The 23,837-nt window shown below is 69.3% G+C and carries 18 protein-coding genes; 12 read left to right on the top strand and 6 right to left on the bottom strand.

From position 1 onward, the window contains the following. Window positions 1-20: 20 nt before the first annotated feature. The 12 genes from MZC64_RS21950 (at window position 21) to MZC64_RS21895 (ending at window position 14,679) form a co-directional block, all read left to right on the top strand. Window positions 21-1,103 carry an ABC transporter substrate-binding protein gene (locus tag MZC64_RS21950; protein ID WP_185002958.1) on the top strand — a complete coding sequence of 361 codons (1,083 nt, stop codon included), beginning with the start codon at window positions 21-23 and terminating at the stop codon, window positions 1,101-1,103. After that, window positions 1,093-2,649, top strand: a complete 1,557-nt coding sequence (locus MZC64_RS21945; protein ID WP_247758496.1) for a sugar ABC transporter ATP-binding protein — start codon at window positions 1,093-1,095, stop codon at window positions 2,647-2,649. Before MZC64_RS21950 ends, MZC64_RS21945 begins: the two co-directional genes overlap by 11 nt. Next, window positions 2,646-3,611 carry an ABC transporter permease gene (locus MZC64_RS21940; protein ID WP_247758497.1) on the top strand — a complete coding sequence of 322 codons (966 nt, stop codon included), beginning with the start codon at window positions 2,646-2,648 and terminating at the stop codon, window positions 3,609-3,611. The genes MZC64_RS21945 and MZC64_RS21940 overlap by 4 nt, the downstream gene beginning before the upstream one ends. Continuing rightward, entirely contained in the window at window positions 3,608-4,609 is a 1,002-nt protein-coding gene (locus tag MZC64_RS21935) for an ABC transporter permease (protein ID WP_247758498.1), read from the top strand. Before MZC64_RS21940 ends, MZC64_RS21935 begins: the two co-directional genes overlap by 4 nt. A 673-nt stretch (window positions 4,610-5,282) precedes the next feature. Beyond that, complete coding sequence (locus MZC64_RS21930; RefSeq protein WP_247758499.1) at window positions 5,283-7,316, top strand: hypothetical protein; 2,034 nt, start codon at window positions 5,283-5,285, stop codon at window positions 7,314-7,316. Between the two features lie 5 nt (window positions 7,317-7,321). Beyond that, window positions 7,322-8,770 (top strand): GT4 family glycosyltransferase PelF, encoded by a 1,449-nt coding sequence (gene pelF, locus MZC64_RS21925; RefSeq protein ID WP_247758500.1) that lies wholly within the window; start codon window positions 7,322-7,324, stop codon window positions 8,768-8,770. Beyond that, window positions 8,767-10,224 (top strand): hypothetical protein, encoded by a 1,458-nt coding sequence (locus MZC64_RS21920; protein ID WP_247758501.1) that lies wholly within the window; start codon window positions 8,767-8,769, stop codon window positions 10,222-10,224. Before pelF ends, MZC64_RS21920 begins: the two co-directional genes overlap by 4 nt. 33 nt (window positions 10,225-10,257) lie before the next feature. Further along, window positions 10,258-11,253 (top strand): SDR family NAD(P)-dependent oxidoreductase, encoded by a 996-nt coding sequence (locus MZC64_RS21915; RefSeq protein WP_247758502.1) that lies wholly within the window; start codon window positions 10,258-10,260, stop codon window positions 11,251-11,253. A 32-nt stretch (window positions 11,254-11,285) separates the two neighbouring features. After that, entirely contained in the window at window positions 11,286-12,032 is a 747-nt protein-coding gene (locus MZC64_RS21910; protein ID WP_247758503.1) for a sugar phosphate nucleotidyltransferase, read from the top strand. Between the two features lie 108 nt (window positions 12,033-12,140). After that, complete coding sequence (locus MZC64_RS21905; RefSeq protein WP_247758504.1) at window positions 12,141-13,058, top strand: NAD-dependent epimerase/dehydratase family protein; 918 nt, start codon at window positions 12,141-12,143, stop codon at window positions 13,056-13,058. Then, window positions 13,055-13,768 (top strand): spherulation-specific family 4 protein, encoded by a 714-nt coding sequence (locus MZC64_RS21900; RefSeq protein WP_247758505.1) that lies wholly within the window; start codon window positions 13,055-13,057, stop codon window positions 13,766-13,768. The genes MZC64_RS21905 and MZC64_RS21900 overlap by 4 nt, the downstream gene beginning before the upstream one ends. Next, window positions 13,744-14,679, top strand: coding sequence for an endo alpha-1,4 polygalactosaminidase (locus MZC64_RS21895; protein ID WP_247758506.1), 936 nt, complete (start codon window positions 13,744-13,746; stop codon window positions 14,677-14,679). The genes MZC64_RS21900 and MZC64_RS21895 overlap by 25 nt, the downstream gene beginning before the upstream one ends. Before the next feature lie 262 nt (window positions 14,680-14,941). On the opposite strand, the gene MZC64_RS21890 is transcribed toward MZC64_RS21895, so the two are convergent. The 6 genes from MZC64_RS21890 to MZC64_RS21865 form a co-directional block, all read right to left on the bottom strand. Beyond that, window positions 14,942-16,996 carry a copper-translocating P-type ATPase gene (locus MZC64_RS21890; protein ID WP_247758507.1) on the bottom strand — a complete coding sequence of 685 codons (2,055 nt, stop codon included), beginning with the start codon at window positions 16,994-16,996 and terminating at the stop codon, window positions 14,942-14,944. A gap of 126 nt (window positions 16,997-17,122) precedes the next feature. Further along, the gene (locus MZC64_RS21885) at window positions 17,123-17,971 is read right to left on the bottom strand and encodes a glutamate ABC transporter substrate-binding protein (RefSeq protein ID WP_247758508.1); all 849 of its coding nucleotides are present in this window, start codon (window positions 17,969-17,971) and stop codon (window positions 17,123-17,125) included. A gap of 759 nt (window positions 17,972-18,730) precedes the next feature. After that, window positions 18,731-21,175, bottom strand: coding sequence for a glycoside hydrolase family 20 zincin-like fold domain-containing protein (locus MZC64_RS21880; RefSeq protein ID WP_247758509.1), 2,445 nt, complete (start codon window positions 21,173-21,175; stop codon window positions 18,731-18,733). A gap of 183 nt (window positions 21,176-21,358) precedes the next feature. After that, a complete protein-coding gene (locus tag MZC64_RS21875; protein WP_247758510.1) occupies window positions 21,359-22,084 on the bottom strand; it encodes an ESX secretion-associated protein EspG in 726 nt (241 codons plus the stop codon). Then, window positions 22,081-23,304, bottom strand: a complete 1,224-nt coding sequence (locus tag MZC64_RS21870; protein WP_247758511.1) for a WXG100 family type VII secretion target — start codon at window positions 23,302-23,304, stop codon at window positions 22,081-22,083. Before MZC64_RS21870 ends, MZC64_RS21875 begins: the two co-directional genes overlap by 4 nt. 11 nt (window positions 23,305-23,315) lie before the next feature. Further along, window positions 23,316-23,834, bottom strand: a complete 519-nt coding sequence (locus MZC64_RS21865; protein ID WP_247758512.1) for a DUF3558 domain-containing protein — start codon at window positions 23,832-23,834, stop codon at window positions 23,316-23,318. Window positions 23,835-23,837: the final 3 nt, after the last annotated feature.

Genomic DNA, 23,837 nt, shown 5'->3' with positions numbered 1-23,837 from the left:
GATCCACGAAGGAGTGGACAATGACTGCTTTGCAGGTTCGATCCCTCAAGTCCGGCGCGGTGCTCGCCGCGGCGGCCGCACTGGTGCTGGCCGGCTGCGCGAACCCGGAGAACTCCGGCAACCCCGGCGCCACCAGTGGCGGTGGTGAGCAGGTGACCAAGTCGGCGCAGCCGGACGGCGGAACCACCTGCAAGATCGACGCCTACGGCACGCCGAAGATCGATCTGAAGAACGCGATCGTCGGTTTCTCCCAGTCGGAGAAGGAGGCGAACCCGTTCCGCATCGCCGAAACCGCCTCGATCAAGGCGGAGGCGGCGAAGGTCGGGGTCAAGCAGCTGCTGACCACCAACTCCAACTCCGATCTCGGCAAGCAGATCTCGGACATCCAGTCCATGCTCGCCCAGGGCGCCCAGCTGCTGATCGTGGCGCCGCTGAACTCCGACGGCCTGGAGCCGGCCCTGCGCGCCGCGCGGGAGAAGAAGGTCCCGGTGCTCACCGTGGACCGCAAGCTCAACGCCGCCAAGCCGTGCGTGGACTACCTGGCCTTCATCGGCTCGGACTTCGTCGACCAGGGCAAGCGGGCCGGTGAGTCGATGATCAAGGTGACCGGCGGCAGCGCCAAGGTGGCCATCCTGCTGGGCTCCTCCGGCAACAACGTCACCACCGACCGCACCAACGGTTTCAAGGACGCGGTCAAGGGCACCGCGGGCATCACCGTGGTGGCCGAGCAGACCGGCGACTTCTCCCGGGAGAAGGGCCAGACCGTCACCGAGCAGCTGCTGCAGTCCAAGCCGGAGATCAACGCGATCTACGCGGAGAACGACGAGATGGCGCTCGGCGCGATCACCGCGGTCCGCGCGGCGGGCAAGACCCCCGGCAAGGACATCAAGATCATCTCGGTGGACGGCACCCGGAACGCGGTGCAGGCCATCGTGGACGGCAACGTCAACGGCGTGATCGAGTCCAACCCGCGGTTCGGCCCGCTGGCCTTCGCCACCATCCAGAAGTACCTGGCAGGCGAGGCGATCCCGGAGAAGATCATCATCTCGGACAAGGCCTACGACGAGGCCAACGCCAAGGCAGAGGTCAACGGTGCCTACTGAGCACACCCCCGCTCTGACCCCGGCCGTCCTTGCGGCGGCCGGGGTCGGCAAGCACTTCGCCGGTGTGCACGCGCTGCGCGAGGTCGACTTCACCCTGCGGGCCGGCCAGGTGCACGCGCTGGTCGGGGAGAACGGCGCGGGCAAGTCGACCCTGATCAAGGTGCTCACCGGGGTGTACCGCCCCGACGGCGGGGAGATCCGCTTCCGCGGCGAGCCGGTCAGCTTCGACCGCCCGGCCGCCGCCCAGGAGGCGGGCATCTCCACGGTGTACCAGGAGGTCAACCTGGTCCCGTCGATGTCGGTGGCGCACAACCTCTTCCTCGGCCGGGAACCACGTGGACGCTTCGGCACGGTGGACTTCGGCCGGATGCGCCGGGAGTCCGCGACCCTGCTGGCCGAACTGGGCATCCCGGTCGACCCGCGCCGCGAGCTGAGTTCACTCGGCCTTGGCGTGCAGCAGATGGTGGCCATCGCGCGCGCGGTGCAGACCGAGGCGCGCGTGGTCATCATGGACGAGCCGACCTCCTCGCTGGAGCCACGCGAGGTGGAAACGCTCTTCGAGGTCGTCCGCAAGCTGCACGAGCGCGAGGTCTCGGTGGTCTACGTCAGCCACCGGATGGAAGAGCTGTACACCATCTGCGATTCGGTCACCGTGCTGCGTGACGGCCGGACCGTCCACAGTGGACCGATGGCCGGGCTCAGCAGGCTGGAGCTGGTCGCGCTGATGCTGGGCCGGGAGGTGGCCGAGGTGCGCCGCGAGGGCACCACCGCCTTCTCCGAGAGCCACACCGGCGTGGCTGACGCGCAGCCACCGGTGTTGCGGGCCAAGGGTTTGCGCAAGCGCGCGGTGCTCACCGGGGTGGATGTGACCGTGCAGCCGGGCGAGGTGGTCGGCCTGGCCGGCCTGCTCGGCTCCGGCCGCACCGAGACGGTGACCGCGCTGGCCGGGCTGCTACCGCTGGACGGCGGTGAGATCTCGGTGGCGGGCAAGCCGTTGAAGGGTGGTTCGACCGCCGCGGCGATCCGGGCCGGCATGGTGCTGGTGCCGGAGGACCGCAAGGCCGAGGGCATCATCCCGCACCTGTCCGTGCGGGAGAACATCGTGCTGGCCGCGCTGCCGAGGCTGTCCAAGGGTGGGATCACCTCGCGGGCCCGGCAGGACAAGGTCGTCGACATCTTCATGAAACGCCTGCGGATCAAGGCCTCCAGCCCGGAACAGCGGGTCAGCGAACTCTCCGGCGGCAACCAGCAGAAGGTGATGCTGGCCCGCTGGCTCGCGGTGGAACCCAAGGTGCTGCTGCTGGACGAGCCGACCCGCGGCATCGACGTCGGAGCCAAGGCCGAGGTGCAGTCCCTGATCGAGGAACTCGCTGAGCAGGGCCTGGGCATCGTGATGGTCTCCAGCGAGCTGGACGAGCTGGTCGCCGGCGCGGACCGGGTGGTGGTGCTGCGCGAGGGCGGGTCCGTGGCCGAACTGCGCGGGGACGAGGTCACCGCGGACGGCGTGCTCAACGCGCTGGCCGAGGCCAGGGAGGAAAGCTCATGACAACGGCCACCGCCACCGCGGCCCCGCAGCGGGCCAGTGCGGTCGGGATCATCCGGGACTACGGCGTGTACTTCGCGCTGGGCCTGCTGTTCCTGGTGAACCTGGTCCTCACGGACAACTTCCTCACCGCGGACAACCTGCGCACCCAGGCCGTGCAGATGGTGCCCACGCTGATCATCGCGCTCGGCATGGCGCTGGTGATCGGCACCAAGGGCGTCGACCTGTCGGTCGGCTCGGTGATGGCCATCACCAGCGCGCTGCTGCCGCTCTACCTGGGTTACGGCGCCGGGCTGTCGGTGGGCGTGTGCCTGCTGGCCGGTGCGGCGGCCGGGCTGGTCAGCGGCTACCTGGTGGCTTTTGTCGGCGTACAGCCGATTGTGGCCACGCTGGCGCTGCTGGTCGGCGGGCGCGGGCTGGCGCTGGTGATCGCGGGCGGGCAGCTCAAGGACATCCGCAACCCGGAACTGCGCGAGCTGGGCTCGGGTTCGGTGCTGGGCGTGCCGTACACGGTGCTGATCGCCGCGCTGCTGGCGGTGCTGGTCGGCCTGCTGGTGGCCAGGACCACCTTCGGGCGGCAGCTGGTCGCGGTGGGCGGCAACCCGAAGGCGGCCGCGTTCGCCGGGCTGCCGGTCAAGCGGGTGCTGCTGACGGTGTACGTGATCAGCGGGGTGCTGGCCGCGATCGCCGGCGTGCTGGCCACCTCGCGGCTGGCCGCGAGCGACCCGTCCCGGCTGGGCGAGCTGATCGAACTGGCCGCGATCACCGCGGTGGTGGTCGGCGGCACCCCGTTGACCGGTGGCCGGGTGCGCATCCTGGGCACGGTGGCCGGGGCGGCGCTGATGCAGCTCATCACGGCCACACTGATCAAGAACGATGTGTCGGCCTCGCTGGCGCAGATGGCCCAGGCACTGATCATCGCGGCCGCGGTGCTGGTGCAGCGTGAAGGGAACGGTTCACGATGACCACGGCTCCCGCGACCGCCGCGCCCGCCGAGGCGAACCGCCGCGGCCAGCAGGTCGCCCAGCTCGTCCAGCGCCACGGCGCGCTGATCGTGCTCGTGGTCCTGCTCGCCGTCGGCGGCCTGGCCTTCGACACCTTCCTGACCGCCTACAACCTGGGCAACCTGGCCGTGCAGGCCAGTTTCCTGGCGGTGATCGCGCTGGGCATGACCATGGTGATCATCACCGGCGGCATCGACCTGTCGGTGGGTTCGGTCTACGCCCTCTCCGGCGTGCTGGCCGCCTACGGCGCCCGGGAATGGGGCCTGCTGGGCGCGTTCGCACTGCCACTGGCGGTGGCCGCCACCATCGGCCTGGCGCACGGCCTGCTGGTCGGCAAGGCCAGGATGGCCCCCTTCATCGTCACCCTGGGCGGCCTGCTTTTCGCCAGGGGCCTGCTCCAGTTCCTCACCGCCGAGGGCAGCCAGACCTACCTGGTCCCGCAGACCGAGACCGCGTTCCTGGAACTGGGCCAGGGCCGACTGCTCGGCCTCGGCATCCCGGTGCTGATCGTGCTGGTGCTCTACCTGCTGGGCGGCCTGGTGCTGCAACGAACCCGGTTCGGCATGCGCCTGTTCGCCATCGGCGGCAGCGAGGACGCCTCCTCGCTGATGGGCCTGCCGGTGGCCCGCACCAAGGTCAGCGTGTACGTGATCTCCGCCGTGCTGGCCGGCCTGGCTGGCATCCTCTCCGCCGCCCAGCTCGGCTCCGGCGTCACCGTGATCGGCGTCGGCCTGGAACTGGACGCGATCGCCGCGGTGGTCATCGGCGGCACCCTGCTGGTGGGCGGCGCGGGTTCGGTCGGCGGCACACTGGCCGGGGTGGCGCTGCTATTCGTGATCCGGGACGTGATCAACCAGGTCGGCGGCTTCGACTCCAGCATGCAGCTGGTGGTCAGCGGCGGCTTCCTGGTTGTGGTGGTAGTGCTGCAAACCCTGCTCTCCCGGGCCAAACGCCGGTAACGACAGCCAGTCCCCCGACGGCCCGAGCCCCAGCGGCTCGGGCCGTTGTCGTCCCCGTACGAGTTGGCCAAACTGGTACGCCGAGTTGGCCAAACTGGGCGTACGACTTGGGCCAAGTCGGCGTACGACAACGGCAAACACTCCCGGAAGGTTTGGCTGTCCCGACTTTGGGGGATATATCTGGTGACAGCCTCTGTCATGTCAACGATTGCGTACTGAGTGCGTGTTGCATGATGTCCGGTTCAGGATTTTCCACCTGAAGAAATCTTCAGGTAGTCCTCGTCATATCAAGTATGTTCGTATACCAATCAGTAGCCCCATAGACCGCTTTTATCCAGCTCAGCGCAACTTTGGTCGCACCATTCGGACAAATAGGCGACGAAAGACACACTGCTGCCAAATGGTCTAACAAAGTGTGCATCCGGCCTAGTTTTGGTAACAAAACCGCTGCTCAGGTCACAGTTCTTGCCTTGTCAAGGGCCTAAAGGGCGGCCGTGGATGCGGTTTTTCACGCATGACACATCTGTTATCGGCGAGGTAGGGCTGGACACGTAACGGAAACTTGTGCCTAGCGATGAGTTTTAGCGGAGTCGCAATTGGCGGCACTTCCTTTCACCAAGCGCGTGTGGTCACGGACACGTGCATGAACGGGGTTTTCGTGAGATCTCTGCGTGTGCTTCGCCCTGTCCTGCTACGGGCCGCGGCCGCCACCGCGTTCGTGCTGACCATCAGCATGACCCCGGTGGCCTCGGCCGCGGACACACCTACCCGGATCGACCTCAACGTCCTCGTCGTCACCGATGGCGGTTCCTCAGCCGAGGCCATCCGCTCCGCTCTGGTCAACGAGGGTGTGCCCAACACCGTCGTCCGGCTCGCCGACGCTCAGCGGCCGGTGCTCACCGCCGCTTTCCTCTCCGACACCGTCAACTCCACCCGCCGGGCCAAGTTCCAGGCCGTGGTGCTGCCCAACGAGGCGCCTGCCGGGCTCGCCCAGGCCGAACTGGACGCGCTGGCCGCCTACGAGGCCGGCTTCGGGATCCGCCAGGTCAACGCCTTCACCTACCCCAACGCGCGGGTGGGCATGAACACCCCGCACTACGCCGGGCAGCTCGACGGCACCACCACCCAGCTCACCGCGACGGCGCTGGGCGGGGCCTTCCGCAACCTGCGTGGGCCGGTGCCGGTGGAGAACGGCGACCCCGCGGTGTGGGAGGCCTACGGCTACCTCACCAACCCAGTGCCCGACGATCCCGCCGCCGGCACCAGCTTCCAGCCCTACCTGACCGGCGTCTCCCCTGACGGCGCTGCGCAGGGCGTGCTGGCAGGGGTGCTCAAGCAGGGCGCCCGCGAGCAGCTCACCTTCAACTTCGCCTACAACGCCGAGCAGACCCAGTTCAAGATCCTCCAGCACGGGCTGATCAGCTGGCTCACCAAGGGGATCCACTTCGGGCACCACCGCTCTTACCTGAGCGTGCACATCGACGACGTCTTCGACGGCGACGCGCGCTGGGACTCGGTGCACAACTGCACCCCCGGCGACATCGACTGCAAGGAGCCGGTGCCCGAGCTGCCGGCGATCCGGATGAACCCGGCCGATGTCACCAAGGTCGTGCAGTGGCAGCAGCAGAACAACTTCAAGCTGGACATGTACTACAACGCCTTCGGCAGTGACGAGGTCGTCGCCGCCCAGGGCTCCGATGCGCTGACCACCGCGCTGTTGCAGAACAAGGGCCAGTTCCGCTGGGCCAACCACACCTACTCGCACAAGTTCCTCGGCTGTGTGCAGGACACCACCGTGGTGCCCTGGCGATGCGCGACCAACCCGGACGGCACCGTCAAGTGGCTGCCCAAGGCCGATATCGTCACCGAGATCAACAAGAACTACCAGTGGGGCGTGAACAAGGGCCTGGCCTTGCAGCGCAACGAGATGCTCGCCGGTGAGCACTCCGGCACCAAGATCCTGCCGCAGCAGCCCCAGGACAACCCGAACTTCGTCGCCGCGCTGCGCGACACCGGGGTGGCCTGGATCGGGCTGGACGCCTCCCGTGAGCCGACGTTGCGCCAGGTCGGGCCCGCCCTCGGCGTGCCGCGCTACCCGATCTCGGTGTACTACAACGTGGGCACCCGCGCGGAGATGACCGACGAGTACAACTGGATCTACACCTCCCGCGCCAACGGCGGGTCCGGCATCTGCGAGGACAACCCGCAGACCACCACCTGCATCCAGCCCTTGGGCGCCAACGGGTTCGACTCCTACATCGTGCCCACCCAGATCCGGCTCGGCATGCGGTTCATCCTCGGCAACGACGCGCGCCCGCAGTACGCGCATCAGTCCAACATCGCCGAGGAACGGTTGCTGTACCCGATGGTCGAGGGCATGTTGTCCAGTTACCGCAACACCTTCGCCACGAACTCGCCGATCGTGAACCCGCGGCTGTCCGACGCGGGCACCGTGATGCGCCGCCAGAACGCCTGGCGGGCTCAGGTCGCGGCGGGCAAGGTCTCCGGTTACATCCTGGGCGGCCGGGTCTACACCTCCGCACCCAGCGGGGTCGACGTGCCGATCACGGTCCCGGAGGGCACCCGCACCCCGGGTCTGCTCGGCGGCCTGATCCAGGGTCCGTTGTGGGGCCAGGTCTACGCCGGTGAGCGCTCGGACTGGCGGCGCAGCAGCGGCAGCGCCTTCACCCTCGTGCTGCCGGCCTGACTCCGATGGACGTCGCGCTGATGACCGAGGGCACCTACCCGCACAGTTTCGGCGGGGTGAGCGTGTGGTGCGACCAGCTCGTGCGCGGGCTGCCGCAACACAACTTCCACCTCCTGGCGCTGGTCTCCACCGGTCAGGAGCCCACCGCCTGGGAACTGCCGGAGAACGTGGCCTCGCTGACGCTGATCCCGTTGTGGGGCGCGGAACACCACGGCCGCCGACCGGGCCGCAAGGCCCTGCGCGGCTTCGGTGAACTGTTCCGCGAGTTCCTGGCCACCCTCACGGTGGCCGGGCTGCCGGACAAGGAGGCGCGCTTCACCACGGTGCTGCGCGGCCTGTTCGAGTACGCCCAGCTCGCGGACCTCTCGGCCAGCCTGCGCGATGAGGACGCGGTGCGGGCGATGATGGACGCCTGGCGGGACTGGCCGGAGAACCTGGGCCGGCCACCCACCGTGGCGGACGCGGTGACCGCGGTCGAGCTGCTGGAGCACTCGCTCCGGCCGCTCGCCGCGCCACCGATCCTCGCCGATGTCTCGCACTGCGTGGCCAACGGGCTGGCCGCGCTGCCCGCGCTCACCGCGAACTGGTGCCACCAGACCCCGCTGCTGCTCACCGAGCACGGGATCTACCTGCGGGAGCGCTACCTGGGCTACCGCCACTCGCCCTACCGGCACCCGGTCAAGGCACTGCACCTGGCCTTCTTCCGGCAGGTGTGCGAACTGGCCTACCGCACCGCGGCGCTGGTCGCGCCCGGCAACATCTACAACAAACGCTGGGAGGAACGGCTGGGCACCGACTCCGCCCTCATCCGCACCGTCTACAACGGCGTCGACCCGGCGGATTTCCCCGCGGTCGAGGCCGAACCCGAGGCGCCCACGCTGAGCTGGGCCGGCCGGGTCGACCCGATCAAGGACCTGGAGACGTTGATCAAGGCGTTCGCGCTGGTGCGCAAGGAGGTGCCGGACGTGCGATTACGCCTGTTCGGCGGCACCCCCAAGGGCGGCGAGGGCTATGCCAACCGCTGCAAGGAACTCGCGAACAGTCTCGGCGTCGGCGACAGCGTGACGTTCGAGGGCCGGGTGGAGGACATCCGGGACGCCTATGTGGCCGGGCACGTGGTGGTGCTCTCCAGCATCTCGGAGGGCTTCCCCTACACCCTGATCGAGGCGATGACGGTGGGCAGGGCCTGTGTGGCCACCGATGTCGGCGGGGTGCCGGAAGCCGTGGGCGACACCGGGATCGTGGTGCCGCCCCGGGATCCGGCGGCCATGGCCAAGGCCTGTGTCGAACTGCTGGCCGACCGGGATCTGCGGCACGCGATGGCCGCCGCGGCCCGGCACCGGGCCCTGGAGTTGTTCACCGTGGACAAGGCGGTGGGCACCTTCGACGAGCTGTACACCGGGCTCGGCGTGGTCACCGGGCAGGCCAGGCGACTCCGGGCGGTCGCGTCATGAGCGCGGGCACGGTGCCCGAGCTGGAGCCGATCGGGGTGCTCGGCGGGCCGGAGACGCTGCCGGATGTGCGCACCCTGGACATCCCGCCGCGGCTGCGCGAACTGGCGCACCGGTTCGAGTCCTTGTGCGCCAACGCAGTCGACCCACTGGAGGTCGCCGCCGGGCTGGAGGCCGACGGGCTCTCCGACCAGGCGGTCAAGGCCCGCTACGGCTGCCCGGACGTCTTCGCGCTGGCCGAGGAGCTGTTCCGGCTGGTGCCCAGGGCGCCTGCCGAACCGGCTCCGCTGCCCGAGGTCTGGGCGGCCAACCCGAAACTGCATCTGCTGCGCGGGGTGCTCTTCGCCCTGCCCGGCCTGGGTTACACCGCGGCCACCCCGCTGCTGGTGCGACCCGCCGCGCTCGCGGTCCTGGTCGGCTCGCTGGTGCTGTCCTGGACGATGAGCCAGGGCCTGTCCTACCTCGGATACGTCCGGCTCGGCCTCGGCCGCGCGGACGCCGCCTACTCGGTGCTGCGCGCCGGGTTGTTCTTCTGCGGCACCCTGGTGGCACTGGCCTCGGCCGGACTGGCCTGGTTCAGCGACGCGGGCTGGTCCGTGCTGGCGCTGGGCATCGGCCAGGGGATTTACCTACTGGCCGCCACGGTGCTGCTGGTGCGTGGCGCGGAACTGTTGCTGCTACTGGCTTTGGCGCCCGCGGTGCTGGCCGGTGGCCTGCACCTACTGGGCGGGCACCGGTTCCTGCCGCACTGGGCCGAACTGCTCGGCCTGATCGGCTCGGTGCTGCTCACCGTCGGATTCGCGGTGTGGCGCACCCGGACCGGGAAACCGGTGCGGGCCAAGGCAACACCGAACTGGACCGAACTGCGCAACGCGCTGCCGCACGCGCTGTTCGGGCTGTGCGCGGCCGGACTGCTCGCGCTGCCCGTGGTGTGGGCGGTGCTGCCCTCCGCGCCGGACATCCCCGGCGCCGCGCTGGCCGCACTGCCGGTGTCGCTGAGCATGGGCTTCGCCGAATGGTGCCTGTTCGGCTACCGCAGGCGGATGGGCCGCCTGCTGCGGGAGAGCACCACGCTGGCCAGCTTCGCGCTGCGCTCGCGGTTCGTGCTCACCGGGGTGCTGACCCGCTACCTCATCGCCGCGGCCGCGCTGTGCGCCGTGGTGCTGTTCACCGTGCCAGGGGCCATCCCGGCCGCGGTCCCCACCTACACCGCCTACCTCGCCCTCGGTGGCGCGCTCTTCCTGGCCCTGCTGGTGCAGGCGCTGGGGCTCAACACCATCGCCCTGATCGCCTGCGGCGCGGCCCTGGCCGTGGAGGTCGCCTTCACCCTCACCGGTGGGGCGCTGCGCTGGCCGCTGGGCACGGTGTGGGTGCAGCTCGCCGTCGGGCTCGCTCTGCTCTTCGTCCTCTACTGCCACGCGGCGCTCTCGCTCGGCAGCGCGGTCCGTCACCGCTGAAACCCGAAGTCCCCCAGAAGAAAGAGGAACACCGTGTCCAACGTCGTCGCCGTCACCGGCGCCGAGGGCTTCATCGGCTCCCACCTGGTCGAGCGACTGGTCGCACACGGCCACCGGGTGCGCGCGATGGTGCTCTACAACTCCTTCGGCTCCTGGGGCTGGCTGGACTCGCTGCCCGCCGAGGTCATGGACCAGGTCGACGTGGTCCTGGGCGATGTCCGCGACCAGGCCAGCGCCCGCGAGCTGGTGGAGGGCGCCGAGGCCGTCTACCACCTGGCCGCGCTGATCGCGATCCCCTACTCCTACCGCGCACCGCGGTCCTATGTGGACACCAACGTGATCGGCACGCTGAACATCCTGGACGCGGTCCGCGCCGAGCAGACCCCGCGCCTGGTGCACACCTCCACCAGCGAGACCTACGGCACCGCGCTGACCGTGCCGATCAGCGAGGCGCACCCGCTGCAGGGCCAGTCCCCTTACGCCGCCTCGAAAATCGGCGCGGACAAGCTGGTCGAGTCCTACCACCTCAGCTTCGACGTGCCCGCGGTGACGCTGCGGCCGTTCAACACCTTCGGGCCGCGCCAGTCCGCCCGCGCGGTGATCCCGACCGTGGTGAGCCAGCTCGCCGCCGGGGCCACCGAACTGAAACTGGGCGCGCTCGACCCGACCAGGGACTTCCTCTACGTCAAGGACACCGCCGCGGCCTTCCACACCCTGGGCGCCGCGCCCGCCTCGGCCGTGGTCGGCGAACTGTTCAACGCGGGCACCGGCGAGGAGGTCTCGGTGGGTCAGCTCGCCGCGGACATCGCCAGGGTGATGGGCGTGCAGGCCGACATCACCGAGGACGCCCAGCGGATCCGGCCGAAGAACTCCGAGGTGCAGCGACTGGTGTGCGATGCGGCGAAGCTGCGCGAGCGCACCGGCTGGGCACCGGCGTACAGCAGGGACGAGGGCCTGGCCGAGACCATCGACTGGTTCCGGGAACCGGCCAACCTCGCGCACTACAAGCCCGGCATCTACACCCAGTGACCAACCACGGCAACGCCAAACAAGGGGCAACGATGCACGCGATCATCCTGGCCGGCGGCAAGGGCGTCCGACTGCGTCCTTACACGACCTGCCTGCCCAAACCGCTGGTCCCGATCGGCGACGAGTTCTCCATCCTGGACATCGTGATGACCCAGCTGGCGCACAGCGGTTTCCGCAGCGCCACCCTGGCCATCGGATACCTGGGCGACCTGATCCGCTCCTACGTCGGCGACGGCAGCAAATGGGGCATGGCGGTGGACTACGCGGAGGAGGAGAACCCGCTGGGCACCATCGGCCCGGTGGTGCAGCTGCTCGACACGCTGCCCGAGCACTTCCTGGTGATGAACGGGGACGTGCTCACCGACCTGGACTACGGCGCGCTGCTGGCCAAGCACAGCAGCGAGAACGCACCGCTGACCGTGGCCACCTACGAACGCCAGGTGAAGATCGACTTCGGCGTGCTGACCGCGGCCGAGGGCAAGATCGTCGAGTTCACCGAGAAGCCGACCCTGGACTACCGGGTCAGCATGGGCGTTTACGGGGTCAGCCGGGAGGCGCTGCGCGGCTACACGCCGGGCCTGCCGCTCGGTTTCGACGAGCTGGTGCTGGACCTGCTCAAGACCGACACCCCGCCCAACTCGTATGAGTTCAACGGCTACTGGCTCGACATCGGCCGCCCGGACGACTACGACCGGGCCAACGCCGAGTTCCCGGTGCTGCGGCACAGTCTGCTCAAGGACACCCCGCTGCAGCACCCGCCGCTGAAGGCTTCGGCCTGAGATAACGGTTTCGAGTGACGACAGACCCGCCGTCCGCCGTCACCACCACCGTCCACAGTGTCCATCCACAATAGACAGAACAAGAACCATGATCGTGAGGAGAACGCAGTGCCCCGCGTGTTGTTGCTCGGCGCGACCGGCTTCATCGGCCGGCACGTCCTCCACCGGCTCATCCGGCGCGGTGACCTGGAGGTCGTGACGGCCGCACGCGGGGCACTGCCCTCCTCGCCGTGGCACGTCAGGATCGACCTGACGGCCGAAGGATCTGGTGCTATCGGCGGATTGCTGGCGCAGACCGCCCCCGATGTCGTCGTCAACTGTGCCGGTCACCTCGGCGGGGATCCCGCCGAGCTGGCCGCGGCCAACATTGATCTGCCCGACACGCTGGTCCGGGCCGCCCTGTGCGGACCCGAACGAGTGCGTCTGGTGCATCTCGGTTCGGCTGCGGAATACGGCAGAGTGGTGACGGGCGAGCCGGTCACCGAGCAGACTCCGACCAGACCGGTCGGCGTCTACGGGATCACCAAGCTGGCCGCGTCACGGTTGGTCTGCCTTGCCCGCGTGGCAGGCCTGGATGCCGTGGTACTGCGGGTGTTCAACCCGATCGGCCCCGGTTCACCGCCCGGCAACGTCGCCGGCGCGCTGGCCAAGGAGCTGCTTCGGGCCCAAGCGGAGGGCGACGAGGTCCGGCTCGGCCCGCTCTCCGCGGTGCGGGACTTCATCGACGTCCGGGACGTCGCCGAGGCAGTGCATGCCGCGGCTTTCGCGCCGGTCATCGATGAGCCCGTGCTCAATGTCGGCAGTGGAGAGGGCATCGCAGTGGGCGAGCTGGCCAAGGCGCTCACCGGGATAGCCGGCTACACCGGCCCGATCGGGCAGGCTGACACAGGTTCCGCGCGGTCGGCGGCGGTGCCCTGGCAGCAGGCCGAGATCAGTGCGATCGGGAAGGCCCTCGACTGGCGGCCCGCCATCGACTTGGCCACCTCGCTATCGGACCTCTGGCAGGAGGCGCAATGCCGCACATGACCTTGGAACCGGACCGCGGGCTACTCGCGGTTCCGGCCTACTTCCACCCCTCGGCCGCCCCGGCCGACTGGCAGACGCTGGTGAACGCCGCCGACTACCTGCGCCTGGTGATCCTCAACATCGACAGCGGACCAGGGCTGGCGAAGGAGATCATGTTCAGCGCCGTGGTGCAGCGGCTCAAGCTGGCGGGCATCCCGGTGATGGGCTACGTGGACACCGGGTACGGGCGCTGCTCGCGGGAGCTGGTGCAACGCCAGATCGCCCGCTACCACGCCTGGTACCGGGTGGACGGGGTGTTCTTCGACCAGGTCTCGGCCGATGCCGAGCACCTGCCGCAGTACCGCAGCCTGGCCGCGGCCGCCCGCGGCATGGGCGCGCGCACGGTGGTGTTCAACCACGGCGTCTACCCGGCCTACGGGTACGCCAAACTGGCCGATCTGCTGGTGACCTTCGAGGGCAAGCTGCGCGAGCACGAGAACCTCAAGGTGCCGGCCTGGGCCTACGGACTGCCCGCGCAACGGTTCTGCCATCTGGTCTACGGCACCCCGCGGGCGGACACCGAACGGACGTTGCAGCGCGCCTCGCGGTTCAACGCGGGCGCGGTGTACGTGACCGACCTGGACGGAGCGAACCCGTGGCGAAGACTGGCGGGGCATTTCAACCGGCAAACGCTTGCCGTGGGCCGGTGCGGCCCACGACGGGTCTCCTAGCCCTGGCACTGACCGCGTTACTGGCGGTCAATGGCTGCACGTATGGCAGCGCCGCCGAGGACGAGGCCGCCACCGCCTCCCTCACCTCGGCGGCCGAGGCCACCTCGACCGAACCCCCGCCCGGCAGCACAGGGACCCCGGCTCCTCCACCGTCGGAGCCGGGGTCCACCCCGCCGCCCCCGCCGCCACCGGCGTCGAAACAACCGGCCGCCAAGGAACGCTGGCGGCCCGCGCCCGGGGTGACCTGGCAGTGGCAGCTCACCGTGCCGGTGGACACCTCGGTCAAGGCGGACGTCTATGACATCGACGCGATGGAGAACAGCCGCGAGGTGGTGCAGGCGCTACAGGCCAAGGGCAGCAAGGTGATCTGCTACGTCAACGCGGGCGCCAGCGAGGACTACCGGGCGGACGCGGGCCGGTTGCGCAGTGCGACCGGCAAGGAGAACGGCTGGCCCGGCGAGCGCTGGCTGGACGTGCGCAAGCTGGACGTGCTGCTGCCGGTGATGGCCGAGCGGTTCCAGGTGTGCCGGGACAAGGGTTTCGACGGCATCGAGGCCGACCTGGTGGACGCCTACACCCACGACACCGGGCACCAGATCTCCGCCGAGGACCAGCTGGCCTACAACCGGGCACTGGCCAAACTGGCGCACGGCAAGGGTTTGTCCATCGGCCTGAAGAACGCGCTGGGGCTGATCCCGCAACTGGTGTCGGAGTTCGACTTCGCGGTGAACGAGCAGTGCGCCGAGTTCGACGAATGCGACAAGCTGTCACCGTTCATCAAGGCAGGCAAGGCCGTCCTGCACGCCGAGTACGACCTGGACAACGCCAAGTTCTGCCCCACCACCCGCCGCCTCAACCTCAGCTCCATCCGCAAAAACCTCAAACTCGACGCCCCCCGCTGGCCCTGCTAACCCCCACCCCGGCTCTTGAGCCAAACCCCGTACCACTTGGGCCAACTGGCACGCCCACTTGAGCCAACCCGGCGTACCAGTTGGCCCAACTCGCCGGAAGATCGGCACGCCAGGGCGAAATCGCGACCAGAGCCGCACCACAACGGCCAACGTGGCGTACGACAACGGCCAACACGCGCGCGGGGTTGAAACCCTCGCTCGGCGTGTTGGCCGTTGTGGTACCGGGTGTTGGCTGTTGTGGACGGTGTGTTGGCTGTTGTGGTTACGGGGTCAGGTTTTGGCGGCGGAGGAGTTGGGCGTTGAGGGCTACCACGATGGTGGAGAGGCTCATCGCGATGGCTCCTACTGCCGGGGGCAGGATGAAGCCGATGCCGGCCAGGGCTCCGGCGGCCAGGGGGACGGAGAGGATGTTGTAGGCGGTGGCCCACACCAGGTTCTGGCGCATCTTGCGGTAGCTGGCGGTGGAGAGTCTGCGGACGGCGAGCACACCCCGGGGGTCGTCGCCGGCCAGGACCACGCCTGCGGACTCGATGGCCACGTCGGTGCCCGCGCCGATGGCGATGCCGACGTCCGCGCGGGCCAGCGCGGGGGCGTCGTTGACGCCGTCGCCGACCATGGCCACCCGGTGGCCTCGGGCCTGCAACTCCTTGACCGTGGCGTCCTTGTCCTCGGGCAGCACCTCGGCGAAGACCTCGTCCACGCCCAATTCGGCGGCGACCGCTTCGGCCACGTGCCGGGCGTCGCCGGTCACCATCACCACGCGCACGCCGAGCTTGTGCAGGCCGGCCACGGCCTCCCGGGATTCCGGGCGCACTTCGTCGGCGAGGCCGATGGCGCCGAGGACCTGGTTGTCGCGCAACACGTGCAGCACCGCGGCGCCCCGGGCGGTCCAGTCGGCGGTCTGGGCGGCGAGTTCGGTGGGTGGGGTGATGCCCTTCTCCCGCAACAGGGCCGGGCCGCCGACGGTGATCAGCGCGCCGTCCACGGTGGCCTGCACGCCTCGGCCGGTGAGTGAGCGGAAGTCGGTGGCGCGGGGGATGTTGTTGCCCGCGGCGGTGACCACAGCGCGCGCGAGGGGATGTTCGGAGTCGCTTTCCGCGGCGGCGGCCAGGGGCAGGGTGGTGTCGTCGCCGGCGACGCCGATCACGGCGGGGCGGCCCTTGGTGAGGGTGCCGGTCTTGTCGAAGAGCACGGCGTCGACCTGGCGCATGCCTTCCAGGGCCAGCCTGTCCTTGACCAGGATGCCGGCGCGGGCGGACAGCGAGGTGGACAGCGCGATCACCAGCGGGATGGCCAGGCCGAGGGCGTGCGGGCAGGCGATGACCAGCACGGTGACCGTGCGTTCGACGGCGGCGGTGAGATCGCCCAGCAGGGTCCAGACCAGGAAGGTCAGCACACCGGCCGCGGCGGCGAAGTAGAACAGGGCGGCGGCGGCCCGGTCGGCCAGGGCCTGGACCCGGGAGCGGGATTGCTGGGCCTGGGCGACCAGTCGCTGGATGCCGGCCAGCGCGGTCTGCTCCCCCACGGCGGTGATGCGGACGCGCAGTGCGGAGTCGGTGGCGACGGTGCCCGCGACCACCCGGTCTCCGCCGGCGCGGCGGACGGTGCGGGATTCGCCGGTCACCATGGACTCGTCTACCTCGGCCGCGCCGTCGACGACTACGCCGTCTGCGGGTACCCGGCCGCCGGAGCGGACCAGGACGACGTCGGCCACGGCCAGCTCGTCGAGCCGGACCGGCTCGGGGTTTCCGTTGGCGTCCAGGCGTTCCGCGGTGTCCGGGAGTAGTTCGGCGAGGGCGGCCAGTGCCCCGGATGCCTGGCCGAGGGCCCGCATTTCCAGCCAGTGGCCGAGCAGCATGATCACGACCAGGAGGGCGAGTTCCCACCAGAAGTCGAGTTCGGGGCCGAGCACGCCGAGCGTGGCCAGCGCGCTGGCCAGGAAGGCGACCGAGGTGCCCATGGCGACCAGGGTCATCATGCCGGGCTGGCGGGCGCGGAGTTCGCTGACCGCGCCGGTGAGGAAGGGCACGCCGCCGTAGAGGAAGACGATGGTGCCGAACAGCGGCGCGACCCAGGTCAGCCAGGACGGGACGTGGTAGCCGAGCCAGCCGGAGACCATGTGGCTGGCGAAGACGGCCGGGACGCTGAGCACCAGGCTCAGCCAGAACCGGTCGCGGAACTGCGCGGCGTGATCACCGTGCCCGCCATGACCGTGGCCGCTCTGGCCGCCCGCGTCGTGGCCGCCGTCCGCGTGCTGGTGGCCTTCGTGGCCTTCGTGCGGCGCTGTCGTCCGCGCCTGCTGTTCGTGTTCGCGCACCGGTCTCTCCTCCTCAGTGGACGACCAGTGCAACGATACCCCCTGGGGGTATGTTCCCGCCCAGCGAAAAAAGAACGGCGGGCACCCCCCGATCTGGGGGATGCCCGCCGTTGACGCTGGTGAGCGCTACCGCTCGGTGATCGACGGCGCGGTCGGCACCTGGTACCCGGAGGGCCCGACGTTGCGGTCGATGGACTTCTTCCACTCGCCACTGCTGATCATCTTCTCGATCGCGGTGTTGACCGCGGTCCGCCCCTCGGCGTCGTCCTTGTTCAGGCCGATGCCATAGCGCTCCTGGGTGAAGGGTTTGCCGATCACCTTGAGCAGCTCGGGGTTCTGGGCGGCGAAGCCGGCCAGAATCACGTCGTCGGTGGTGACCGCGTCGACGTTGTTGAGCAGCAGCGCGTTGATGCACTCGGAGTACCGGAAGTACTCGACGAGCTGGGCGTCCTTGGCGAACTTCTGCCGCACCTGCTGGGCCGAGGTGGAGTCCTTGACCGAGCAGAGCTTCCGGCCGTTGAGCGATTCCGGGCCGGTGATGTCGTTGGTGTTGGACCTGACCAGAATGCCTTGTCCCGCAACGAAGTACGGTCCGGCGAAGGACACCGCCTGCTTGCGGGTGTCGTTGATCGAGTAGGTGGCGACCACGAAGTCCACCGTGCCGTTCTTGATGAAGTTCTCGCGGTCGGCGGCGCGCACCTCCTTCCAGGTGATGTCCGCGGGCTGCACGCCGAGCTGTGCGGCGATGTACTTCGCCACATCGACGTCGAAGCCCTCGAACTTGCTCTCGGTCACCTTGAGCGACAGCCCCGGCTGGTCGAATCGAATGCCGACGGTCAGCTTCTTGTCGCCCTCGGCACGGACGACCAGGGAGCGGCTGCCGTTGGCGGATCCCTGACCGGCAGTGCCACAGGCAGCGACCAAGGCGACGGCGGCCAGCGCCGCACCGATTCGCAGGATCCCGGTGAATCGCATCGCATGTTCCTTCCGACGGCCGGAAAGCTGAGGGAAGTTCAGCCCGGCTTCACGTGTCAGTTCGCCCCTGCCCAGCCGGGTGTTTCAACACTTGGATGTGTCACACCTCACAACAGGGCGGCGCCACGCCACACCTCACAGTCTGGACAACCGATCGTCCCAGGTCACATCGTCGTGACCGAAGACACCCGACCGGTTCGCTCTGTTCTACACCGTGGGCAACGCACCCGCCGATCGTAGGGTTCAGTCGGATAACCGTTGTCGGAGAAGGTAAACAGCTCGTGAATGACCCACGGTGTCGATCTTCGAAGGCGTGGAACCGGCAGAGTGAGACTGATGTGTCGCAACCGGGACAAAACCTCCGGCCGCGATTACCGGCAAAACCTCCGGCGGATGCGCACTTGTGCGCGAAGTTGTCGTTTCCCGCGCAGTAATGAGGCGTGCTGTCCGGCGGTGTGAAGTCGGCGTTGGCCTGCGGAAAGAATCCGCAAAAAATCTTGGGAAAACGCCCGCACCCAGCGACACACGCCAGTACTGTTTCTAACGCGGGCCTACGCCCCGGAGCCCCTCCCCCCTGTGGTTCCCGCGCGTGGGCCCGCCCGACTTCCTATGCTCGACGCCTGCGGCGTCTTCGCCGGGTCCTTGTACCTACCCGGAGGCCGAGCCCCCGGACCCCCACGGTGCGGCCGGTGCCGAACCAGCGCGGTCCAGGGGCGTCTGGGTTCCCTTGCCCAGGCAAACGCAGCTGCTGGGGTTGTCTCAGCGCAACCCGCTGCTCAGCTCCGCGAACTCCCAAGGCCCCTGCCCCGGGCTGTCCTGCCACCCGTGCCACATCCGCCCCGCGCTGTTGCGGGCGAACACCAGCAGCCTGCCCACGTGGTCCTGCAACGCGCTGACCTCGCTGGTGATCGCGCCGCCCAGGTCGGCCTCGGTCCACTCCGCCGAACCGGGCTGGTTCTGCCAGCCGTGCTGGATATGGCCTTCGCCGTCGCGGACGAAGAAGGTCAGCCTGCCGTCGGGCTGCAGCGCGAGCGCCACCTCGCCGGCCACGGCCTCGCTGATCTGCCTGGTGTCCCAGGCACTTCCGTTCTGCACCGCGACGACCAGCCGCCCGTTGGCAGCGCGCGCGGCCGCGGCCAGTCTGCGGTCCTTGTCCAGCACCAGGGCCGGGTCACCGGCCACGTCGGCGGCGAAGGTCGAGTACTGCCAGTTGCCGGCACTGGGGCGTTCGCGGCGGCCCAGCAGCAGCCGGTTGCCGCCGGTGCGGACGGCGAAGCAGGGGTGTTTGTCCTTGTCCAGCACCAGGGCCGGGTCGCCCTGGGCGTCGATCTCCAGGCGGGTGAACTCCCATTCGCCGAAACCCGGTGTGCGTTCCCGGCCCAGCAGCAGGCCACCCTCGGCCGCGCGGATGACGAAGGTCAGCCGTCCCTGCACGTCCAGGGTCAGCGCCGGGTCGCCGAGGGTCTTGACCGGCAGCTCGGTGAAGTCGGTCCACGGGCCCGAGCCGGGGGCGGGCTGCCTGCCGCATTCCAGGGTGCCTGAGTTGGTGCGGGCGAGGTAGGTGAGCCTGCCGTAGACGTCCAGGATCACCGGGGTGTTGCCCGCGAGGCCGCCGCCGAAGCGGCCGCCGAACGCGGTGCGCGCCCACGGACCGTGCCCGGGGTGGTGCTGCCAGCCGTGTTCGACCTTGCCGTCGGCCCGCGGCGCGAAGAAGGTGACCACCTCGTAGCCGTCCCGGGCCGCACCCGGTCCGTGCCCGTACGGCACGGTCAGCGGCGGCACGTAGCCGGGCGCCCGGCCCACGTTGTCCACCACGGGTTTGAACGCGGACCAGTTCGCGCTCGGCTTCGGCGAGCCCCAGGCGTGCTGGGCGATCGCGCGCAGGGTGTCGAACATGGCCAGTTCGGTGGCCTGACTGCTTTCCAGCTGTTCCACCGGCAGGTCGTTCCACTGGCAGAACCGGATGCCCAGCAGCGCCGGGTGATCATCGGGCAGATCCTGGCCGCCGTGCATGTCACCGGGCCGGAAATCCTGGTAGATCCGCCGCGCGTCGGTCTTCTTGCGCTGGCTGCCATCGGGGTTGCGGCCGCCGTTGTAGTACAGGAACTGGTCGTTGCCGTTGACCAGTTTGTGCCCGCGGTTGATGAGTTCCTGGACCGGCAGCAGCCCTTCCCGGTCCGAGGTCCAGTGCTCGATCACCGTGCTCGGCTCCACCCGCACCACCCGCGCGTGCGTGCGCTGCATATCGCTCCAGATGCGGATCTGCTTGCCGTGCCTGCGAATCCGCTCCGCGCCGTCGTTGATGAAGCCGTTGAAGGTGTCCCAGCCGTTGGCCTGCGCGCCGTAGCGGCGGCGGGCGTAGGCGGTCAGCTGCGGGAAATCGTCGATGCCGCCCGCCCAGGCCGGGTACTCGTCCGCGCCGAAGTGCCACACCGGGCCGGGGAACAGCGGCAGGTACTGCTCGATCAGTCCGAAGGCCCAGTCCCTGGCGGCGTCGTTGCTGATGTCCAGCGCGTTGTGCCGGTACTCGCCGTTGGGGTGGCGCAGCTGGTACTGGCGGTGCGGCGGCAGCACCTGGTCCATGTGGCCGGGCATGTTCAGCTGCGGCAGCACGGTGACGTGGTACTGCTCGCTGAGCCGGGCGATGTGCTCCAGCTCCGGCCGGGTCAGCCCGACGCCGTCGACGTAGATGACCAGCTCGTTGTACTTGAGGTAGGCCAGGTCCCGGATCTGGTTGGTCCACCAGGTCAGGTCGTAGTGCTTGGTGGCGTTGCACAGCAGCGCGCCGCGCACGGTGTAGCGCGGCCAGTCCCGGATCCGCCCGCCCGCGATCGCCTCCCCCGCACTGCCGTGCAGCAGCTGCAACACCGTGCGGGTGCCCCAGAAGACACCGAGCCTGCGCCGGGCGTGCAGCCGCAGCACCGGCCCGATCTCCAGCTGGTAGCCCTCCTCGCCGAGCTGCTCGTCGGTCGCGCCCAGCCCGAGCACCAGATCCCCGTCCCTGGCCTCGGCGGCGGCCGCGGTGCGCACCTTGGGCGGCGCGGCCTCCAGCAGCAGGCCGAGGTCGGCGGCGAAGGTGTTGGCGTCCGCGGTCAGCTCGGCCGCGGCGGCCGGGTCCACCAGGATCGTGCTCCCGGAACCGAACCGGAACCTGCCGTCACTGGCGGCCCAGCTCTGAACCGCAGGGATGGTCCGTGGAGTCACCGAAGCCCCCTCGATCAGCGAGCAGAACACCAAGAACGTATCTCGGTGCAAAACTCACCAACAAGCGGCCATCGGGGCGGAGTTATCTAGATCGTGGGTGTCACCGCAGGTGGCGGGCCTGTTTATCAGACCGGTAACAGCAATCGACCTGCTGGGAATCCGCCGCATTGGTGCCGCCGAGATTCAACTCCCGCCCACCGAATCCAGCATCTCGTTCAGCCGGCCCCGCAGCCGCTCGTGGTCCGCTCCCGCCACCGTGATCCAGTCGGCGCCATCCGTCCCGGGACCGCGCACCAGCAGATGCCGCCGCGGCGCGTCGAACCAGCTCAATGTGGCGGTCCGCACCGGCCGCCCGAGGCGGTCCAGCCCGTTCGCGGTGAGCTGCCCCGCGGCCTGTTTCGGCTGCCGCAGAATCTCGGTGATCTTGTGCCGTGCCCGACTGTCCTGGTTCTGCCAATGCCCCGCGTCCCGAAGGTAGCCGTCGGCCGCGGAAGCCATAGCGGCCACCGGCAGCGTCACCGAATCCCGCGCCGGCGAGCCCTGCGGCAGCAGATCCAGCACCACCGACACCAGCGAACTCGCCCGCACCGGCTCCACCCGGAATTGACCGGAACCGCTCTGCACCACCAGCACGGCGGACTGCCCCGAGGCAGCCACGATCGCCCGGTCTGGCACCTGCTCGCCAGGACTCAGTGACAACGAGTCGATCCACACCCGGGGCCTGGCGAGGATTGCCAGCGCCCGAGCCAACTCCTCCGCTGGCGGCGGCAGCCGACGGGCCGCCAGCGCTCGTTCCTCCACCGTGTCACCGAAGTTGGGCACGTCCAGCGGATACGGGTGCTCGCCAAAGCCCAGCCGCGCCCAGACCAGGTCGAACTCCGCGGCCGACAGCAGCCACCGGCCGCTCATTCGCCGATGACCGGCGGCGAAACCCGCCCCAGGTCCCCGATGAGATCGTTCAGGTTGTCCTCGTTGACCAGGTACTCGGCGGTCTCGTGTTCCTTGTCCTCTTCCCCGCGCCCGGCCGCGCCACCAGGAGCCAGGCCACCGGGAGCCCCCGGCGCACCCGGCCGTCCCGCTCCGCCGCCGGAGACCGGGGCGGAGACTCCACCCATCCCGACACCGGCGGATCCACCACGTCCCAGCCCACCAGCGCCCGCGCCACCACCAGCGGCGCCACCCGCCGCGAATCCGCCCAGGTAGCCACCACCAGTGCCACCCTGCCCAACGCCCCCCTGCCCGACGTTCTGTCCAGGAGCGTTGACCGGACCAGCGACTGGCCGCTCAACCGGCATGGGATCCCCGGACAGCCCGGTGTCATCGATCGGCCACCGTGGATGTTCGCCGGGACGCACCTGGTCGCTCGGCCTCGGCTGTTCCACCGGCCGCTCGATCGGCCGCTCGCCACCCTGCGGCGGATCCTGCCGCGGGATGCCACCGGTCCGGCCAGGGTCGACCGAACCGGGGTCGCGCGGATCCCGCGGGGTCCGGCCACCCGGCGGCACCCACGGCTGACCGGGTCCGGGGCGGCCGGGGTCGGTCGGCGGCTGTTCCGGCTGCGGCTGGGTCGGGTCGATCGCGGGCAGGAAGGCGGGCACGGTGCTGTCCACGCTGGCGTAGTCCGGCGAGTAGACACTGCTCATCACCCGGATCGCGGCGGCCTCATCGGCCTTCATCCCGTCGACCTGGTTCTTCGCGTCAATGGCGCCGATGATCGCGCCACCGGGCAGGATGCTCGGCAGCAGCACGCTGGTCCAGTTGAAGTCCTTCGGCTTGTCCACTGAGGACTTCACCGACCCTGCGGTCGACCCGGCCCGCTGCATCCCGCCGCCGACCTTCGAAGCCGCGGCACCCAGCGTCTTACCCCAGTCGACCAACTGCTGACTGGACTGCACGCCCTTGGTCGCCGCTTCCCCCGACCACTGCCCGTCGAGCACCCTGGACAGCTCCCGGCTGAGATCCTCGAATGCCTGGGTGACCTTCTTGCCGCAGTCGCTGAACTCCTGCCCGGTCTCGGTGATCCGAGCGGGCTGCACGCTGGACTGGAGCATGTCGTAGATGCCCTGGTGCCCCTTGGCCGCCCAGTTGTCAGTCGCGGTGATCTTCGGCGCGTCGTATCCCTCGGCCATGGTCGGCCCCCCTACTTCGGCAACTTCGGTTCAACCAGCTTCGCGACCCGCTCCACATCCACGCAGGGGTCGCCCTTTCCCGCATAGGCCGCGGCATAGGTGAGTCGGATGTTGAACAACCCACCGCCCAGCTCCATGAACTCCGCACACTCGTCATTGCCCTTGAAAGCCTGCGACAGGAATCCGCGGCGACCGTTGATCGAGTTCAGCTGGGACTTCACGTATGTGCCCTGGGGCTTATTCAGGTACTCTTCAAGCTTCCGAGCCGCGTCGACAGTCAGGGCGACGCCGTAGTCAGGTCCTTGCCACGAACAGCCGACTTCCCCCCGTTTGTCGAGCTTCTCGTGGGGCTGGGCGGGCTGCCCAATGCTGGAGAGTTCCTGCTCGTTCAACACAGTGCAGGCGTCGACCTTGGGCACCGGGCTGGCGCTGGGCGTGGTGGGTGTGCCGCCGACGCTGGTCGTTCCACAGCCAGCCAAGAGGATGAGCAGGCCGGACGCGGCCGCCCACCTGATGCTCGTGGTGGTCACTGG

It is taken from the genome of Crossiella sp. S99.2 (assembly GCF_023094165.1).
Taxonomy (GTDB): Bacteria; Actinomycetota; Actinomycetes; order Mycobacteriales; family Pseudonocardiaceae; genus Crossiella.
This window is presented reverse-complemented; position numbering and strand designations above follow the sequence as displayed.

Excerpts from the sequence above, each read along its gene's own strand:
- MZC64_RS21935 (WP_247758498.1), top strand. The coding sequence starts at position 3,608 with ATGACCACGGCTCCCGCGACCGCCGCGCCCGCCGAGGCGAACCGCCGC.
- MZC64_RS21875 (WP_247758510.1), bottom strand. The coding sequence starts at position 22,084 with ATGAGCGGCCGGTGGCTGCTGTCGGCCGCGGAGTTCGACCTGGTCTGG.
- MZC64_RS21950 (WP_185002958.1), top strand. The coding sequence starts at position 21 with ATGACTGCTTTGCAGGTTCGATCCCTCAAGTCCGGCGCGGTGCTCGCC.
- pelF (WP_247758500.1), top strand. The coding sequence starts at position 7,322 with ATGGACGTCGCGCTGATGACCGAGGGCACCTACCCGCACAGTTTCGGC.
- MZC64_RS21900 (WP_247758505.1), top strand. The coding sequence starts at position 13,055 with ATGACCTTGGAACCGGACCGCGGGCTACTCGCGGTTCCGGCCTACTTC.
- MZC64_RS21910 (WP_247758503.1), top strand. The coding sequence starts at position 11,286 with ATGCACGCGATCATCCTGGCCGGCGGCAAGGGCGTCCGACTGCGTCCT.
- MZC64_RS21940 (WP_247758497.1), top strand. The coding sequence starts at position 2,646 with ATGACAACGGCCACCGCCACCGCGGCCCCGCAGCGGGCCAGTGCGGTC.
- MZC64_RS21870 (WP_247758511.1), bottom strand. The coding sequence starts at position 23,304 with ATGGCCGAGGGATACGACGCGCCGAAGATCACCGCGACTGACAACTGG.
- MZC64_RS21885 (WP_247758508.1), bottom strand. The coding sequence starts at position 17,971 with ATGCGATTCACCGGGATCCTGCGAATCGGTGCGGCGCTGGCCGCCGTC.
- MZC64_RS21920 (WP_247758501.1), top strand. The coding sequence starts at position 8,767 with ATGAGCGCGGGCACGGTGCCCGAGCTGGAGCCGATCGGGGTGCTCGGC.